Here is a 16,804-nt window from a genome sequence, read left to right as displayed (position 1 = left end):
TCCGCTCAGCCGCCGCTCGGCAGGGTGGGCAGGTACCGCGGTGCCCGCCAGGCGTCCAGCCGGTGCTCCACCGCCGCCCCGAGCGACAGCAGCTCGGCGTCCTGACGGTCGCCGGCCATCAGAAGCAGGCCGACCGGCAGCTCGTTCACGGAGCCGGCGGGCACCGACAAGGAGGGGTATCCGGCGACGGCGGCCGGAGTGGAGGACGGGATCACGTCGTTGTCGCCCCGCGCGCAGTCGGTCGTCCACGCGGGCGGATTCGCCGGCGAGGCGATGGCGTCCAGGTCGTGCTCGGCCATGGTCTCGTCGATGGAGCGCCGGGAGAGATCCGTCAACTCGGCACGCATGGCCCGGTAGCGCGGGTCGGTGGTCGACGGCGCGACCAGCGCCTGCTCGAACAGCTCCTGGCCGGCAAAACACGCCTGCTCGGCGGGGTGCGTGCGGTTGAACTCGATCAGCTCGGCGAGATTGCGGGGCCCGTGGCGCGTGGCGAGGTAGGCGTCGATGTCCCGGTGGAACTCGCTCAGCAGCGCCGGGAACTCGAGTTCGGCCAGCCGGTCCTGATACGGCGGGGTCACCTCGACGACCTCGGCGCCCGCGGCACGCAGGCGCCCCGCCGTGCGGGTCATCAGGGCGTCCACCTCCTCGCCGAGCGAGGGCAGCCGCCACAGGCCGATCCGCTTGCCGCGCAGGGTGCCGGGCCGGGTGGCCCCGTCCGCGAGGCCGGCGGTGCCGTCCGCCCGTACGACGTCGTGTCCGCTGAGCACGGAAAGGGTGAGCGCCGCATCGATCACGTTGCGTGCCATGGGACCGGCGGTGTCCTGCTCGGCCGAGATCGGCACGATCCCCGACTGGCTCACCAGCCCGAGGCTCGGTTTGTGGCCGACCACGCCGTTCATGCCGGCCGGGCACACGATGGAGCCGTCGGTCTCGGTGCCGACCGCCACCTGCGTCAGCGACGCCGCGAGCGCCGCGGCCGAACCGGAGGACGATCCGCAGGGGTTCCGGTCCAGGACGTACGGGTTGTTCGTCTGCCCGCCCACCGCCGACCACCCCGACGTCGGCCTGGCCGCGCGGAAGTTGGCCCACTCGGACATGTTGGCCTTGCCGAGGATCACCGCGCCCGCCGCCCGCAGCCTCCCGACCAGGTCCGCGTCCGAGTCCGGTGCGGCTGTGGCCAGCGCCGACGAACCGGCCGTCGTCGGCATGTCGTGGGTGTTCACATTGTCCTTGAGCAGGACCGGAATGCCGTCGAGCGGCCCGCGGACCGCGCCCCGGCGATGCCTGGCGTCGCTGGCGGCGGCCTGGCGCAGGGCGGTCGGGCTGGTGCGCAGCACGGCGTTGATCCGCGGATCGACGGCCTCGATCCGGCGCAGATACGCCAGGGTCAGAGCCGACGAGGTCAGCGCACCGCGCTTCATGCGCGCCTGTAATTCCGGGATCGTCACCGTGTCGAGATCCACTCCCCGCGGGAGGGACGAGCCCGCGGAGGGCACCGAGCCGCCCGCACCGGGATCGGCGGACCGCGCCGCACGGGCGGGGGCACCGGCCAGGAGGGTAGTCGTGACCAGGGCGGCGGTCAGTGTGGCGATGCGTCGTCTGTTCATGACGGACAGCCCACTGCATCGGGGCCGCACCCCGCAAGGGTCCCTCACGGCGTGCCCGCCGGTGACGGACGGGTCCGCTTTTCCTGAAAGCCGGTAAAATAAACTCAAAGCCGAAAGGGGGTCGCAATGGATCCGTGGCTGATCTGGTTGATCGTCTCGGCGGTCCTGATCGTGGCGGAGATCTTCACCCTGACCGCCGCGCTGGGAATGCTGGGCGGGGCCGCGCTGATCACGGCCGGAACCGCGGCGGTCGGCCTTTCGACGCCCTTTCAATTCCTGGTGTTCACTGTCGTCTCCACGGTCACTCTGTTCTTCCTGCGCCCCATAGCGCTCCGCCATGTCATCCAGCCCCAGACCGAGCGATTCGGGGTGGACGCACTGGTCGGCAAAGCCGCCTACGTCGTCTCCGAGGTGACCGGGATGGAGGGGAGGGTCCGCATCGGCGGTGAGGAATGGACGGCCCGTTCCTACGACGAGACGCTGGTGATTCCCCGGGGTGCGACCGTCGACGTCATGGAGATCAGCGGTACCACCGCATTCGTCTATCCCCGGGAGTGACCATGGAAGCTTCGGCGTTCCTCATCGCCGGTGTGATCGTCGCGCTTCTCGCGGTTTTCACCGTGGTGCGGGCGGTGCGCATCGTGCCGCAGGCCCGGGCCCGAAACGTCGAACGGCTCGGCCGATACCACCGCACGCTGAAACCCGGACTCAGCCTGGTCATCCCGTACATCGACCGCGTCTATCCGGTGATCGACCTGCGGGAGCAGGTGGTCTCCTTCAAACCGCAGCCGGTCATCACCGAGGACAATCTGGTCGTCGAGATCGACACCGTGCTGTATTTCCAGGTCACGGATCCGCGCGCGGCCTTCTACGAGATCGCGAGTTTCCTCCAGGCGGTCGAGCAGCTCACCGTCACGACACTGCGCAACGTCGTGGGGTCCATGGACCTGGAGAAGACCCTGACCTCGCGCGACACCATCAACAGCCAGCTGCGCGGCGTACTGGACGAGGCCACCGGCAAATGGGGGCTTCGGGTGAACAGGGTGGAGATCAAGGCCATCGATCCGCCGCAGTCCATCAAGGACGCGATGCAGAAGCAGATGCGGGCCGAGCGGGACAAGCGGGCCGCGATCCTCGGCGCGGAAGGCCAGCGCCAGTCGCAGATCCTCACCGCCGAGGGCGACAAGCAGGCCGCCGTCCTGCGTGCCGAGGGCAACCGCACCGCCGAGATCCTCAAGGCTGAGGGACAGTCCCGGGCCATCGACGAGGTCTTCCAGGCCGTGCACCGCAACGACCCCGACCCCAAGCTCCTCGCCTACCAGTACCTCCAGGTGCTGCCGCAACTGGCGCAGGGCTCGGGCAGCACCTTCTGGGTCATCCCCAGCGAGGTCACCTCCGCGCTCCAGGGAGTGTCCCGCGCCTTCACCGAGGCGCTCCCGCAGTCACCCGCGACCCGCGAGACCCCGTCGTCGGACGAGGGGGCCGCCCAGGCCGCCAGCGACACCGCGCAGGCCGCGGAGGCCGCCGCCCAGGCACTCGCCGACGCGGCCAGGGCCAACGGCGTGACACCCGAGGCGCTGCGCGCCCGCCCGCCCGAGGACCGGTGAGAACCCGGACCCCGGGCGGGGGCCGCGGTGCGAGGCACGCGACCACCAGGGGTGACTACGGGTGACTACGGGTGACTACGGGTGACTACGGGGTGACCCGGTTGCCGCCGAAGGTCACCACGAGGGTGCCGTCCGAGGCGAAGGACCAGTCCAGGGCGCCCGCGTAGGCGGAGCACCGGGATCCGTTCGAGCCGGTCCAGAACTGGTTCGAACCGTCCGCGTCGCCCACGGTCTTGTCGTTCGACCCGTCGTCGTCGCGGCACGAGGTGTTGTTCCGGAACACCGAACTGCCCTTGTCGAAGGAGAAGTTGCGCTCGGCGTTGTCGATGCTCACGTTGTCCGAGATCGTCATCGTGCCCGGGTTCGAGTTGTAGGTGAACCCGTGCTTGCCGTTGCGGTAGGCGATGCTGCGGCGCACCACGTGGTCGACCTCGATGTCCTCGCCGCCGAGCTTGTAGCCGTTGCGGTCGCCGCTGGAGTTCTGGGTGCCGTCGGAGAGGGTGCCGTTCTCGTAGGCCAGGGAGTCCTCGATGGCGACCGCGCCGATCGCGCCCGTCTCGTCCTTGGTGTAGAGGTCCCAGCCGTCGTCGATGTTGTTGTGGGACACGGCGTCGCGGAAGACGTTGCCGGGGCCGGAGGTGAGTTTGGCGGCGAAGCCGTCGGCGTCCTCGCCGTCGGAATCGGCGTTGTCGTGCGACTCCGCGCTCAGGATCAGGTTGTTGGACGGCCACTGGTCGCGGGGCGTGTCGGAGGTCGCCCGGGACAGTTGCAGCCCGGTGTCGCGGTTGAAGCGTGTGACCGTGCGCTCGAACACGTTGTTGCTGCCGCCGACGAAGATGCCGTTGTCCCCGGCGTGTTCGACGACGATCCCCTTGACGTGCCAGTACGACCCGTTGACCGCGAGCCCCCGGTTCGAGGAACTCTCCGACTGGGCGGCGAAGTTGAGCACCGGCGTCTCGCCCGGGTAGGCGGACAGTTCGGTGCGGTCGCCCGAGGTGCCGTCGTTGCCCTGCGGGACGGTGACCGTCTGCGCGTAGCGGTAGGTGCCGCCGCGCAGATAGATCGTGCCGCCGGGGGAGACCCGGCCGATCGCCGAGGTGAGGGTGGTCGGGTCGACCTCCGTCCCGGAAGCGCCGTCGCTGCCGTCGGGCGACACGTACAGCGCGGAGCCGGCCGGCGGCGTCGTCGTGTCGTCGCCGTCCGTCACGGCGTCGACGTAGTCGATGTTCGGCAGGCCGGCCGACGAGGTGGGGCTGAGGCGGACGGTGTTGTCCCCCGCCCGCACCGGCACCGTGAAGGTCTTCGTCACCCACGTGGACCATGCGCCGGTGACCTCGAAGGAGGCCGACGCGACGCTCGCGCCGTTCACCATGATGTTCGCGGCCCGTGCGTCACCGGTGCCGTTCGCGAAGCGGACGCTCAGCGTCGCGGTGCCCGCGGCGGGGGCGCTCACGGAGAACTCGGCGTAGGCGCCGGTCGCGTTGGTGCCGTTGCAGAACCCGCTGCCGGAGTAGCCCGACCAGTCGGAGTCGATGGTGCCGGTGCAGACCGCGGAGGTGTTCTCGGCCTCGTAACGGGCGGAGGCGGCCTGCGCCGAGGTGCCGGACAGGGCGACGAGCGTGCCGGCCAGCAGGCCGACGCTCGCGATGACGGGTCTCGCTTGCATCGTGTCTCCAGGGGGTTGGGTCCGACCAGGACTCGGTGGGAGGATCGGCTGGAGAAAGCGCTTTCCCGTGGGACCATAGAGGCTTGCCGTGAACGCGTCAACGGTCCGGTATATGATTCGTATTCATGAGCATGAACATTCGTGAACGATGCCGTGAGTGTTGTTCCACCCTCAGCCGAGGGCGGGCCCGGTGATCGGCCGGCCCTCCGCGTCGTAGGGCCAGACGTTGGTCCGGCAGCCGTGCAGCCCCTTGATCTGCTGCATCATCACCGGTGCCGGGCGCCCCGCGCCGGGGCACCCCTCGTGACCGTGGCCGAGGAAGTGCCCGACCTCGTGATTGATGATCAGCGCCCGGTACGACGTCACGTCGTCCGCGTAGTACTGCGTGGCCAGCAGCCACCGCTTGAGGTTGACCATGACGTCCTGGCCCACGTTGCAGTTGACCTCGCCACCGGTGTCCAGACCGTACTGGCCGCAGATGTCGTCCACCGTCGCCGCCGTGGCGAGCCGTACCCGGAAGTCGGAGGTGCCGCCGGACACCCGCCTGAATCCCACCTCGCCGTCGGCCGTCCAGCCCCGCTCGTCGGCGAGGATGCGCTCGACCTCGGCCGCCACGTCCTTCGCCGCGATCCCGATGCCGTCCTCGACCTGCACCACGTAGGTCAGCGTCCGCCCGCTCCCGCCGACCCGGTCACCGCCGCCGTCCGCGGTGGCGAACGTCCCGGGCCCGGACGACGGAATCGAACCGGGGTCGCGTCCCTCCCCCTTCCCCTTTCCGTCCTCCTGCTCCTTCTCTTCGCCCTTCTCCTGCTCCTCCTGGGGCGTGGGCTCGGCCGTCCGCGCCTCCTCCGTCTCGACGACCCCGTGCGACTCGGGTCGCCCGGACGCCGAGGACGCGCCCGTCGCGTCGGGGCCGGCGGGGTCCGTACCCCCCTTGAGGGCCAGACCGGCGGCGAGCACCAGCACGGCCCCGGCCGCGAGTCCCGGCCACAGCAGGCGGGACCGGCCGCCCCGTCTCCGGCGGGCCCCGCCGCCGCGGCTGCGGCGGAGCCGGCGGTCCACGCCGGAGGACGACGAAGGGGTCGGTCGGTGCTCATTCATGATCACAAAGCGTGCCCCGGGCGTGTGATCGTCCGTGGACGGCTTCTGGACCGCTGTGTAACAGCCGTCACCCGCACGCGGACCCCCGCCCGTCCGCGCGCATACTGAGGTCCATGCCACGGGTCCTGATCATCGAAGACGACCGCGCCGTCCGGGAGGGCGTTCGCTTGGCGCTGCGCCGGCAGGGACACGAGGTCGCCGCGGCCGCGACGGGCGAGGACGGACTGGAACAGCTCAGGTCGTTCCGGCCCGAGGCCGTGGTCCTCGACCTCATGCTGCCGGGCATGTCCGGCCTCGAGGTGTGCCGCCGAATACGCGCCCACGACCAGGTGCCGATCATCATGGCCACCGCTCGCGGCGACGACACGGACATCGTTGTCGGTCTGGAGTCCGGAGCCGACGACTACGTGGTCAAACCGGTGCGCGCCCGGGTGCTGGACGCACGCATCCGCGCCGTGCTGCGCCGGGTGGGCGGCGCGGCGGACGACCCGGGCACGCCGCGCACCGAACACCACGGTGACCTGGTCATCGACCGGGCCGGACTGACCGTCACCCACCAGGGACGGCTCGTCGCCCTCGGCCCCTCCGAACTGCGGCTGCTGCTCACCCTGTCCGCCTCGGCCGGGCAGGTGTTCAGCCGCCAGCAACTCCTGGAAGCCGTGTGGGAGCACAGCTACCACGGGGACGCGCGGCTCGTGGACGCCTGCGTCAAACGACTGCGGGCCAAGATCGGTGAGCCCGCGGGCCGGCCGCGTTACGTCCACACCGTGCGCGGCTTCGGCTACCGGTTCGGGACCCGGTGAGGGTTCCGCGGGTGCCGCGCGCGCTGAACGGGCTGCGCGTGCGGCTGGTGGTGGCCTTCACCCTCGTCGCCGTCGTGGCCACGGTGACCACCGGCGCGCTGACCTTCCGTGAGGCCCGGACCGGGGTTCTGCAGCAGAGCCAGGACACGGTGATCGAGGATTTCCGGCACCGCGTCAACACCCTGGTCCCCAACTACCGGTTCCCGCCCGACGCGGCCGACCTGCAGTCGTTCGCCGGCGACGTGTCGCGGGGCGGGCGGTCCCAGAACTGGCGTGTGCTGGTCGCCTACCGGGAGGCGAGCGCGACGTCCGCGCCCGGGGACCCGTTTCGGGAACTGTCCTCGTCGATGCGGGAGTCCGTGCGCTCCCGCCGGGCCACCGTGTTCCAGCGGGTGTCGAGCGACGGCCACTCCTCGCTGGTCGTCGGCATGCCCGTGACCTTCTCCGGCCGCCACAGCACCGAGCGGCGCGCCTCCGGCCTCGAGGTCTACCTCACCGTCCCGCAGCAGGACGAGCAGGGCTACGTCGACGCGCTGGTCACCGCCATCGAACGCGCCACCGTGCCGGCCCTGGTCCTGGCCGTCCTGGTCGCGCTGCTGGCCGCTCGCGGGGTGTTGCGTCCGGTGCGGGCGCTGCGCCGGGCGACCCGGAGCATCGCCCAGGGCCGCCTGGACACCCGGCTCGCGGTGCAGGGTTCCGACGAACTCGCCGAACTCTCCCGCACCTTCAACGACACCGCGGCGGCGCTGGAGGCCTCGGTGGCGGAACTGCGGCGCATGGAGGCCGGCGCCCGCCGCTTCGCCGCGGACGTCTCGCACGAACTGCGCACCCCGCTGGCCGCGATGTCGGCGGTGACGGACGTACTGGACGAGGACGCGGCCGGCCTGGACGACGACACCGCGACGGCCGTACGCCTCATCAGCGAGGAGACCACCAAGCTGGCCGGACTCGTGGACGACCTGATGGAGATCTCCCGGTTCGACGCCGGGGCGGCCGCCCTGCACCTGGACGAGATCGATCTCGCCGAGTCCGTACGGCGCACGCTGGCGTCGCGCGGCTGGCAGGACACCGTGGGGACCGGCCTGCCGGAACCGGGCGAGCTGCGCGGCCGGGTCGATCCGCGCCGCCTCGACGTGGTCGTGGCGAACCTCGTCGCCAACGCCCTGAGGCACGGCGCGCCCCCGGTCCGCCTGGACCTCCACGCGCAGGACGACCCGCGTGCCGTGAGGCAGGCCGTCATCACGGTCCGCGACGGCGGGGACGGCATCCCCGAGGGCGTGCTGCCCCACGTCTTCGACCGCTTCTACAAGTCGGCCGACGCCCGTGCCCGGAGCGAGGGCAGCGGCCTCGGACTGGCCATCACCACGGAGAACGTACGCCTGCACGGCGGCACCGTCCGGGCGGCCAACCATCCGGACGGCGGCGCCGTCTTCACGGTCGTCCTGCCACTGCCGCCGGACGACGCGGCGCACCGTACGGCGCACTCGGCGAAGGAGGACCGGACATGACCCCACCGGCGCCACCGCGGGCGGCCGCGACGCCCCCGCGCCGTACGAAACCGGTCGGCGGGCGCGTCGGCCGAAGGACCCGGCGCGCGCTCCCGCTGCTGCTCGTGGGGGCGCTGCTCCCGCTCTCCGCCTGCGGCATCCCCGAGACCGGCGTGGTCGAGGCGGGCGAACCGGCGACCGGCGTCCTGGAGCCGGGCGTCACCGCCACGCCGTCGGAGGCCGAACCTGCGGCGGTTCCCGTCATCACGGTCCCGCTCTACTTCGTCGAGGACGGCGACCTGGTGGCGGTTCCCCGCACGGTGCCCGGCACGACCGACCTCGGCAGCACCGTACTCATGCTGTTCGACGGGCCCGACGCCCGTGAGCGGGGGGAGGGGCTGACGACCGAACTGCCGCCGGCCGCCGCGGCTCCCACCATCCGCACCGACGGGACGGTGGTCAACGTCCGGCTTCCACGAGGCGAGGACAGCCTCAGCGACACCGCCGTCGACCAGCTGGCCTGCACGGTCGCCGTCGCCCGGCTGCGGCAGGACCCGGCACTGGGCAGCGCGCAGGTGACCGTCGAGCAGCCCGGCGGCAGGCTGGCCGGCCGCTCCAGCGACGACTGTCCGACGGGCGCCGCCCGCAAGACCCCGGAGACCCACGAGGCTCCCGAGACCGCCGCGACCTCCGGGACCGGCGGGAGCGTCGGTGGGACGGGCGGGACGGGCGGGACGGGCGCGACGGGCGGGACAGGCGGCACCGGCGGCCGCTGACGGCTTACGGCCGGCGACCCACAGGCAACCCGAAGGAACTCCCTCCCCTCCTCCAACAAGGGGCGTCCGCAAGGGCGGAGCCCCGAACCGAGGTATTGAGGAGCGGATTCTTGATACGTGCTCGAACGACATGGGCCGCCGCGACAGCGGTGCTGACATTGCTGGGGGCCGCCCCCGCGGCTCACGCCGGGCCGCAGCCGCCCGGCGCCGCGTCCGTCCGGGCGGTACCGGACGGCACCGCCGACCTCCCGTCCGGCTGGCGGATCACCGGCACCGGTGCGGCGAGATCCCTGGAGTGGCGCTCCCCGCGGGTCGTCCGGCCCGGCGACGCACGGGTGGAGTTCCACGCCGAGGGCCGCCTCCTCGGCGTCCCGGAACCGGACGGGGACGGTCGAACCTTCCGCTTACCCCTGGACGCCGCCGCACCGCCCGCACCGGACGGGCTGACGGACCTCCAGGTCCGTGCCGCCGGCCGCCGGCTGGACGAGAAGCCGGGTGACACCGCCCGGCAGCGCCGCCCCTCCGACGCGCCCCCGGCGAAACTCCCGCCCCAACTCCCCGCCGGCGCCGTCGACCCGGGCAGACCCGGCCGGTTCGCCACGTCCACCGGCGAGTACACGCTCGACCCGGTCCGGCTGCCCGGCCTGTCCGCCCCGGTCGAGATGCGCGGCGTGGTCGTCGCGCCGAAGGGGGCGAGCGGCAAACGCCCCCTCGCGCTCTTCCTGCACGGCCGCCACGCCACCTGCTACGTGCCCGGCCAGGGCGAGGAGGCCGTCACGATCGACTGGCCCTGCGCCGACGACGCCCGGCCCATACCCAGCCACCGCGGCTACCTCCAGGACCAGAAGCTGCTGGCCTCCCAGGGCTACGTGACCGTCTCGATCTCCGCCAACGGCATCAACGGCCAGGACGGTGCCCTGGAGGACGGCGGTGCCCAGGCCCGCTCCACACTGGTGCGCGCACACCTGGCCCGCTGGGCCGACTGGGCCGCCGGCACCTCCACCGCCCCGGCCGCCGTACGCCGGGGCCCGAAGGCCGATCCGTCGCGCGTCCTGCTCGTCGGCCACTCCCGCGGCGGCGAAGGTGTCGCCCGGGCAGCCATGGACAGCCTTTACCCACCGCCCGCGAGCCAGGACGGCCACCAGGGGCGGACCCGCTGGAACATCCGCGGCACCGTGCTCGTCGGCCCCACCGCCTTCGGCCAGAACCCGGTGCCCGACGTGCCGTCACTGACGATCCTGCCGGGCTGTGACGGCGATGTCGCCGACCTCCAGGGGCAGTTGTACGTCGACGGCACCCGCGGCGTGAGCCGGGGCCGGGCGCTGCACAGCGCGGTCCACGTCACGGGCGCGAACCACAACTACTTCAACAGCGAGTGGACGCCGGGCCTCGCGCAGGCACCCGCCTCCGACGACTTCTGGGAGGACCCCGAGGACCCCGACCCGGTCTGCTCCGTGGGCAGCCCGACCCGGCTCACCGCCGGGCAGCAGCACCGGGCCGGCGCGACCTACATCGCCGCCGCCGCCCGGCTGTTCGTCGCCGGTGACGACCGGGTGCGCGAGCTGATCGACGGCACGGGCCGGCGCGCCCCCTCGGCCGACCCGGCCCGGGTGCTGACGCACGCGGTCGGCGCCGGCCGCGGCGCCGGTCTCCTGCCCGACGGCGGGGTGAAGGTGACCGGCGGACGCCTGTGCTCCGCGATCGACCCCGACCCGGATACCGCCTGCCTCGGCGAGGACGCGCGCGGTTCCTCACCGCACTTCGCGTACTGGGGACCGGAACGCGAGGCCGGCCGCAGCGCGATCGCCCTGGACTGGTCCGCACCGGGCACCGCGATCCGCGTCCGTCCCGGCGCACCCGTTTCCCTGAAGGGCGCGCGCAGTCTCGCCCTGCGCGTCATCGTGCCGCCCGGCAGCACCGGCACCCGGCTCGACGTCTCCGTCACCGACGCCGCCGGCAGGCGTGCCACCCTCGGCGCCGTCCACGCCGACGGACTGCCGGGCAGCGATCGCACGGCCTCCTACTGGGCGCAGGAGCTGCGCGTACCGCTCACCGCCGCCGCCCGCGCCGGAGTCGACCTGCGCCGCGTCGCTTCGCTGGAACTGACGCCGCGTTCCCGCGCCGGCAAGGCATGGCTGATGGACGCCTACGCATGGCAGGCGGGTACGCCCGAGGTGCGGCCGGCCCCGCTGACCCGTGTCGACGTCGGCCGGGCGACGGTCAAGGAGGGCGACTCGGGCGTACGCACGTACCACGTGCCGGTGCGTGTCTTTGGCAAGAAGAGCGGCACGGTCCGGACGTACGTCACGGACCCGGCCACCGGGGACGCCGAGACCCGCCTGGTCACCGTCGGTCCCGGCAGCCCCGGCATCGACGTGTCCGTCAAGGTGACGGGCAACGAGCGGTACGCCTGGGACATCTCCCACGACGTGCTGGTGAAGGCGGTGCACGGCTCGGTCGTCGGCTCCTACCTGGGCGGCGTGACGGTCGAGAACGACGATCCGATGCCCCGGATCAGCGTGACGCCCGTCGCCGACGAGGTCACCGAGGGGCAGCCGCTGCGCTGGCGCGTCTCACTGTCGGAGCCCGCCGACGTGGAGCTGGGCACGACGCTGGTGGTGGTGCCCGACGACGCCCGTCCCGAGCTGTCCACCATGGACGTCGACCGCGACTGGCTGCTGGAGACCGCGGGGGAGGTCCCCGACGGGGAGGTCCCGCTCTCCCGGCTGGACTACTTCTGGCTGGGGGCGACCGTCCCGCCCGGCATGTCCGACGCCGAGGTGACGGTGCCCACGATCGGCGACGAGGTCGCGGAACCCACCGAGTACCTCGGACTGCGGAGCCTGGACGACGAGGGCGAGCCCCAGGGCCCGGTGCTGACCGGCACCGTGCTCGACGCCCCGTAACCCCGAACCCCGCACGCCCCGCACGCGGGTGCGCGGCCGGCACCGTCCGGTCCGCATCCGCGTGCGCCAGGTGGCCCAGTCGGCCGTCCGCACGGCGCCGGCCCCGGCGTGGCCGTACGCCCGAGCCGTCGGCGCCTGGGTACCCTCCGCCGCATGGCGGTGGACAGAAGAACCGAGCCGCAGGGCCGGACGCCGGCCCGGCAGCGGACCAACCGCACGCTGGGGCGGGCGCTGGTGCGGTGGGCCACGACGACGGATCACAAGGTGATCGGGCATCTCTACCTGGCGACGTCGTTCGGCTTCTTCCTCTTCGGCGGCATCCTCGCCATACTGATGCGCAGTGAACTCGCCCGCCCGGGGCTGCAGTTGTTCAGCAACGAGCAGTACAACCAGCTGTTCACCATGCACGGCGCGATCATGCTGCTGCTGTTCGCGACCCCGCTGTTCGCCGGGTTCACCAACGCCGTCATGCCGTTGCAGATCGGTGCCCCGGACCTGGCGTTCCCGCGGCTCAACGCGCTCTCGTACTGGTTGTACCTGTTCGGCGGTCTGACGGTGGCGGCGGGCTTCCTGACCCCCGGCGGAGCGGCCTCGTTCGGCTGGTTCGCCTACGCCCCCCTGAACAGCGCGGTCTTCAGCCCCGGCCCGGGCGGTGACCTGTGGATCATGGGCCTGGTGCTGAGTGGCGTGTCGACCACGCTCAGCGCCGTCAACTTCATCACCACCGTCCTGTGCCTGCGCGCCCCCGGCATGACCATGTTCCGGATGCCGATCTTCACCTGGAACGTGCTGTTCACCTCGATCCTGGTGCTGCCCGCCTTCCCCGTGCTCACCGCCGCGCTGCTGGCGCTGGAGGCCGACCGGAAGTTCGGCGCGCATGTCTTCGACGCCGCGAACGGCGGAGCGCTGCTGTGGCAGCACCTGTTCTGGTTCTTCGGCCATCCCGAGGTGTACATCATCGCGCTGCCGTTCTTCGGCATCGTCACCGAGATCATCCCGGTCTTCAGCCGCAAACCGGTCTTCGGCTACGTCAGCCTGGTCGGCGCCACCATCGCCATCACCATGCTCTCCGCGGTGGTGTGGGCCCATCACATGTTCGCCACGGGCGCCGTACTCCTCCCCTTCTTCTCCGTCATGTCGTTCCTCATCGCCGTACCGACGGGAGTGAAGTTCTTCAACTGGACCGGCACGATGCTGCACGGCTCGCTGTCCTTCGAGACTCCCATGCTGTGGTCGTGCGGCTTCCTGGTCACGTTCCTGCTCGGCGGCCTGAGTGGGGTCCTGCTCGCCTCCCCGCCGCTGGACTTCCACCTGACGGACTCCTACTTCATCGTCGCGCATCTGCACTACGTGGTGTTCGGCACGGTCGTCTTCGCGATGTTCGCCGGCTTCTACTTCTGGTGGCCGAAGCTCACCGGGAAGATGCTCGACGAACGCATCGGGAAGATCCACTTCTGGACGCTCTTCGTCGGCTTCCAGACCACGTTCCTCGTCCAGCACTGGCTCGGCGAGCAGGGCATGCCGCGGCGCTACGCCGACTACCTGGCCGCGGACGGCTTCACCACGCTCAACACCATCAGCTCCATCGGCGCCTTCCTGCTCGGTCTGTCCACACTGCCGTTCCTCTACAACGTGTGGCACACCCACCACTACGGGAAGAAGGTCGAGCAGGACGACCCCTGGGGCTACGGCCGTTCCCTGGAATGGGCCACCAGTTGCCCGCCGCCGCGCCACAACTTCACGTCGCTGCCCCGGATCCGCTCCGAGTCACCGGCGTTCGACCTGCACCATCCCGACGTCAGCCGACACGATCAGAGGCATGTGCAGTGAGGACCGAATCCCGTCTGTTCACCGGTGTGGCGGTCTTCTTCGGCACGGAGGCGGCTCTCTACGGCTGGTGGTCGGGTGAGCCCGCCGGCACCGCCGCCCTCACCATCGCCTTCCTCATGGCCTCGCTCGTCGCGTTCTTCCTGCGCGTGCAGTACCGCAGGCGCGGCCTGCGGGCGCAGGACCGCGGCGACGGCGAGATCATCGACACCGCCGGTCCGCTCGACTTCTTCTCGCCGCACAGCCCCTGGCCGATCACCATCGCGCTGGCCGCCGTGGTACTCGCGTTCGGCATCGTCTTCGGCCTGTGGCTGGCACTGATCGGCTTCGGCCTGCTGGCCATGGGAGTCTGCGGCCTGGTCTTCCAGTACGCCGACCGGGGCACTCAGCGCTCCGGCTCGCCCGAGTAGGCCCCGGGTTTCGACGTCGACGGCAATTCCGGCGTCGACTCCGGCTCCGGCTCCGGCTCCTCGACGTCGACCCGGTCGCCGTAGTACCACTCGCTGAGCGTCGCCCGCAGCCGTCCCACGTGCGGTGCGTCGCCCTCCTTCGCGGTGGTCGCGAGCGGCTCGGGCTCCCTGCGGGCCAGCAGCACGTACCGCTCCTCCGGGTCGAGGGGCCCGTGGCTCTCGGCATAGCCGCCCGCCAGGGTCTGCCGCACCTCGCCCGTCTCCTCGCCCTCGGTGAGGCGCTCGCGGTCGCGCTCCTGGAGCGCCAGGCAGATCCGCTTGGTCGCGGCGAAGGCGATCGGCGGCGCTGCCACCAGCAAGACCCGGAACACCCACGTGAGCAGGTTCAGCGACACGTGGAAGGTGTGGGCGAGGATGTCGTTGCCGCCGGCCAGCAGCAGCACCCCGTAGAACCAGATCGCGGCGACGCCGAAACCGGTCCGCACGGGCTTGTCCCGGGGCCGGTCGCACAGATGGTGTTCCTCGTGGTCGCCCGTCACCCACCGCTCGAAGAACGGGTAGGCGTACAGCACCGCGAACAGCGCGCCCGGCAGCACCACGGCGGGCAGCAGCACGTTCCACATGACGGTGTGGCCCGCCACCGCCGTCTCGAACGGGGGCATCAGCCGCAGCGAACCCTCCAGGAAGCCGACGTACCAGTCCGGCTGCGAGCCCGTGGAGACGACGTCGGGACGGTAGGGGCCGTACGCCCAGATCGGGTTGATCTGCGCCACCGCCGCGAGCACCGCCAAGACGCCGAAGACCATGAAGAACAGGCCCGTGGAGTTCGTCATGAACTGCGGGAACAGCGGCTTGCCCACCGCGTTGCGGTTGGTGCGGCCGCGGCCCGCCCACTGGGTGTGCTTGAGGTAGAACACCAGGATCAGATGGAGCGTGACCAGCGCCAGCAGCAGGCCGGGCAGCAGCAGGATGTGCAGCGAGTACAGCCGCGGCACGATGTCTTCGCCGGGATACTCCCCGCCGAACACGAACATGCTGATGTACGTCCCCACGACCGGGATGGACAGCATGATCCCCTGCGCGATGCGCAGCCCCGTCCCGGACAGCAGGTCGTCGGGGAGCGAGTAGCCGGCGAAGCCCTCGGCGAGGGCCAGCACGAACAGCGTGACACCGATCAGCCAGTTGACCTCACGCGGTCGGCGGAACGCCCCGGTGAAGAAAATCCGCAGCAGATGCACTCCGATGGCGGAAAGGAACACCAGGGACGCCCAGTGGTGCACCTGCCGGATCATCAGCCCGCCGCGCACGTCGAAACTGATGTCCAGCGTCGAGCGGTAGGCCTCCGACATGCTCACGCCCAGCAGGGGCTCGTACGAGCCGTTGTAGACGACCTCCGTCATCGAGGGCTTGAAGAACAGCGTCAGCCAGACCCCGGTCAGCAGCAGCACGACGAAGCTGTACAGGGCGATCTCGCCCAGGAGGAACGACCAGTGCTCGGGGAAGGCCTTGCGCAGCAGCCCCCCGCCCTCGGAGACGGGGAGCCGCCCGTCGGCCCAGTTGACGGTGTGTTCGGCCGCGTGGCGGGCCCGCGCACCCGCGCGGGCCCTTCTCCTCTGCAACAGCACGGCGCATGGGTTCCCCGCCGCCCGGGCCGGAAACTACTCTCCGCCCCGGTACGGTCACCCTTCGGCTTGCCCCGCGCCCGGGCATCGGCAGGGTGTCACGGGCCGGGTCAGCGTCCGCCCGGCCCGCCGCTGCCGAAGGAGCCGCTGCTGCCCTCGTCCCAGCGGGGCCGGTCCTGCCCGGAGGCGGTGCGGCTGCCCTGGTGCCCGAGGTCGTGCGGCAGCGTGCGGTCGTCGCTCTTGGGCATCTCGTCGGGCTCCCGCTGCTCGCGAACCTCGCCGACGGGCCCCTCGTCGGGCATGCGGGGCTGCTCCTCGGGACGCGGCGGCGGCAGCTCACGGCGCTTTTGCCGGCTGCCGAACGCGAACGCCCCGATCAGCACGGCCACCACCACGACGGCCGCCACGATCAGCCAGACGCCGAGTGCGCCGGAACCCGCTGCCAGGTCCATCCATGCGTTGTTCATGGAGCGCGGGTACCCCCGGCCCACGTCACCAACCTGCCGGAGAACGGCACGGGAAAGCCGCCCGGAACCCCTGGAGACGCCGGGGCCGGCGGTTTGCGGCCGCCCCCAGCGGCAACCCGACCGGTGTGACATCGACGACGACTTCCCAGCAGGAACTGTTCCGCTTCCTCGAGGACCGCTTCGCGTGCGCACAGGCGTGCACCGAGTGCGCTCGGGCCTGCGCCCTGCGGGCGAGCCTCGTGGACCCGGACGGGACCGAGAACCAGGAACTCGTACGACGCAGGGGCATCATGTGCGCGGAGGTCTGCGACGCCACCTGTCGGGTGCTGTCCGAGCAGAACCAGGTGGACGAGGCCTCCATCGGCGCCCAGCTGGAGTGGTGCCGCCAGGTGTGCCTGGAGAGCGCGCACGTCTTCGACGACCACCCGGGCGCCGAGGAGAGCGCGAAGGCGTGCCGCGACTGCGCCCGCGCCTGCGGAGAGTTCCTGGCCACCCTGCGCTGAGGCCCTGGGAGCGGGTCCCGAG

General features: G+C 71.6%; 14 protein-coding genes. 9 read left to right on the top strand and 5 right to left on the bottom strand.

The window, feature by feature from the left end; translation table 11 throughout:
• Positions 1-5: 5 nt before the first annotated feature.
• Positions 6-1,607, bottom strand: a complete 1,602-nt coding sequence (locus ACGH7X_RS03860) for an amidase family protein (protein WP_399881602.1) — start codon at positions 1,605-1,607, stop codon at positions 6-8.
• Positions 1,608-1,733: 126 nt separating this feature from the next.
• Between ACGH7X_RS03860 and ACGH7X_RS03855 the strand changes: the two genes are divergently transcribed.
• Positions 1,734-2,165 (top strand): NfeD family protein, encoded by a 432-nt coding sequence (locus ACGH7X_RS03855; protein ID WP_399881600.1) that lies wholly within the window; start codon positions 1,734-1,736, stop codon positions 2,163-2,165.
• Positions 2,166-2,167: 2 nt separating this feature from the next.
• The gene (locus tag ACGH7X_RS03850) at positions 2,168-3,214 is read left to right on the top strand and encodes an SPFH domain-containing protein (RefSeq protein ID WP_399881598.1); all 1,047 of its coding nucleotides are present in this window, start codon (positions 2,168-2,170) and stop codon (positions 3,212-3,214) included.
• A gap of 85 nt (positions 3,215-3,299) precedes the next feature.
• Here ACGH7X_RS03850 and ACGH7X_RS03845 read toward each other — a convergent pair whose 3' ends face one another.
• Both ACGH7X_RS03845 and ACGH7X_RS03840 read right to left on the bottom strand, forming a co-directional pair.
• Positions 3,300-4,880, bottom strand: coding sequence for a carbohydrate-binding protein (locus tag ACGH7X_RS03845; RefSeq protein ID WP_399881596.1), 1,581 nt, complete (start codon positions 4,878-4,880; stop codon positions 3,300-3,302).
• Between the two features lie 171 nt (positions 4,881-5,051).
• Positions 5,052-5,981, bottom strand: coding sequence for a DUF3152 domain-containing protein (locus tag ACGH7X_RS03840; protein ID WP_399881594.1), 930 nt, complete (start codon positions 5,979-5,981; stop codon positions 5,052-5,054).
• A 113-nt stretch (positions 5,982-6,094) separates the two neighbouring features.
• Here ACGH7X_RS03840 and ACGH7X_RS03835 point away from each other — a divergent pair, with 113 nt between their 5' ends.
• The 6 genes from ACGH7X_RS03835 to ACGH7X_RS03810 all read left to right on the top strand — a co-directional run bounded on the left by ACGH7X_RS03835 (position 6,095) and on the right by ACGH7X_RS03810 (position 14,190).
• Entirely contained in the window at positions 6,095-6,784 is a 690-nt protein-coding gene (locus ACGH7X_RS03835; protein ID WP_399881592.1) for a response regulator, read from the top strand.
• Positions 6,785-6,795: 11 nt separating this feature from the next.
• Complete coding sequence (locus tag ACGH7X_RS03830; RefSeq protein ID WP_399881590.1) at positions 6,796-8,292, top strand: ATP-binding protein; 1,497 nt, start codon at positions 6,796-6,798, stop codon at positions 8,290-8,292.
• Positions 8,289-9,047, top strand: coding sequence for a hypothetical protein (locus tag ACGH7X_RS03825; RefSeq protein ID WP_399881588.1), 759 nt, complete (start codon positions 8,289-8,291; stop codon positions 9,045-9,047). Before ACGH7X_RS03830 ends, ACGH7X_RS03825 begins: the two co-directional genes overlap by 4 nt.
• Before the next feature lie 110 nt (positions 9,048-9,157).
• Positions 9,158-11,953: an alpha/beta hydrolase family protein gene (locus ACGH7X_RS03820; protein ID WP_399881586.1), complete on the top strand. Its 2,796-nt coding sequence runs from the start codon at positions 9,158-9,160 to the stop codon at positions 11,951-11,953.
• A gap of 153 nt (positions 11,954-12,106) precedes the next feature.
• Complete coding sequence (gene ctaD, locus ACGH7X_RS03815) at positions 12,107-13,783, top strand: cytochrome c oxidase subunit I (RefSeq protein WP_399881584.1); 1,677 nt, start codon at positions 12,107-12,109, stop codon at positions 13,781-13,783.
• Entirely contained in the window at positions 13,780-14,190 is a 411-nt protein-coding gene (locus ACGH7X_RS03810) for a cytochrome c oxidase subunit 4 (protein ID WP_399881582.1), read from the top strand. The genes ctaD and ACGH7X_RS03810 overlap by 4 nt, the downstream gene beginning before the upstream one ends.
• Here ACGH7X_RS03810 and ACGH7X_RS03805 read toward each other — a convergent pair.
• Positions 14,166-15,815, bottom strand: a complete 1,650-nt coding sequence (locus ACGH7X_RS03805; RefSeq protein ID WP_399881580.1) for a cytochrome bc complex cytochrome b subunit — start codon at positions 15,813-15,815, stop codon at positions 14,166-14,168. The two genes, ACGH7X_RS03810 and ACGH7X_RS03805, sit on opposite strands and share 25 nt — an antisense overlap.
• A 107-nt stretch (positions 15,816-15,922) precedes the next feature.
• Positions 15,923-16,279, bottom strand: coding sequence for a DUF6479 family protein (locus ACGH7X_RS03800; RefSeq protein WP_399881578.1), 357 nt, complete (start codon positions 16,277-16,279; stop codon positions 15,923-15,925).
• A gap of 125 nt (positions 16,280-16,404) precedes the next feature.
• On the opposite strand from ACGH7X_RS03800, the gene ACGH7X_RS03795 reads away from it, so the two are divergent.
• Complete coding sequence (locus ACGH7X_RS03795) at positions 16,405-16,782, top strand: four-helix bundle copper-binding protein (protein ID WP_399881576.1); 378 nt, start codon at positions 16,405-16,407, stop codon at positions 16,780-16,782.
• Positions 16,783-16,804: the final 22 nt, after the last annotated feature.

Origin of the sequence: Streptomyces sp. BBFR51 (genome assembly GCF_044591655.1) — a bacterium.
Classification (GTDB): Bacteria; Actinomycetota; Actinomycetes; order Streptomycetales; family Streptomycetaceae; genus Streptomyces.
Note: the sequence above shows the minus strand (reverse complement) of the source record. Positions and strands in the feature narration are given on the sequence as shown.

Excerpts from the sequence above, each read along its gene's own strand:
- ACGH7X_RS03860 (WP_399881602.1), bottom strand. The coding sequence starts at position 1,607 with ATGAACAGACGACGCATCGCCACACTGACCGCCGCCCTGGTCACGACT.
- ACGH7X_RS03855 (WP_399881600.1), top strand. The coding sequence starts at position 1,734 with ATGGATCCGTGGCTGATCTGGTTGATCGTCTCGGCGGTCCTGATCGTG.
- ACGH7X_RS03850 (WP_399881598.1), top strand. The coding sequence starts at position 2,168 with ATGGAAGCTTCGGCGTTCCTCATCGCCGGTGTGATCGTCGCGCTTCTC.
- ACGH7X_RS03845 (WP_399881596.1), bottom strand. The coding sequence starts at position 4,880 with ATGCAAGCGAGACCCGTCATCGCGAGCGTCGGCCTGCTGGCCGGCACG.
- ACGH7X_RS03840 (WP_399881594.1), bottom strand. The coding sequence starts at position 5,981 with ATGAATGAGCACCGACCGACCCCTTCGTCGTCCTCCGGCGTGGACCGC.
- ACGH7X_RS03835 (WP_399881592.1), top strand. The coding sequence starts at position 6,095 with ATGCCACGGGTCCTGATCATCGAAGACGACCGCGCCGTCCGGGAGGGC.
- ACGH7X_RS03825 (WP_399881588.1), top strand. The coding sequence starts at position 8,289 with ATGACCCCACCGGCGCCACCGCGGGCGGCCGCGACGCCCCCGCGCCGT.
- ctaD (WP_399881584.1), top strand. The coding sequence starts at position 12,107 with ATGGCGGTGGACAGAAGAACCGAGCCGCAGGGCCGGACGCCGGCCCGG.
- ACGH7X_RS03800 (WP_399881578.1), bottom strand. The coding sequence starts at position 16,279 with ATGAACAACGCATGGATGGACCTGGCAGCGGGTTCCGGCGCACTCGGC.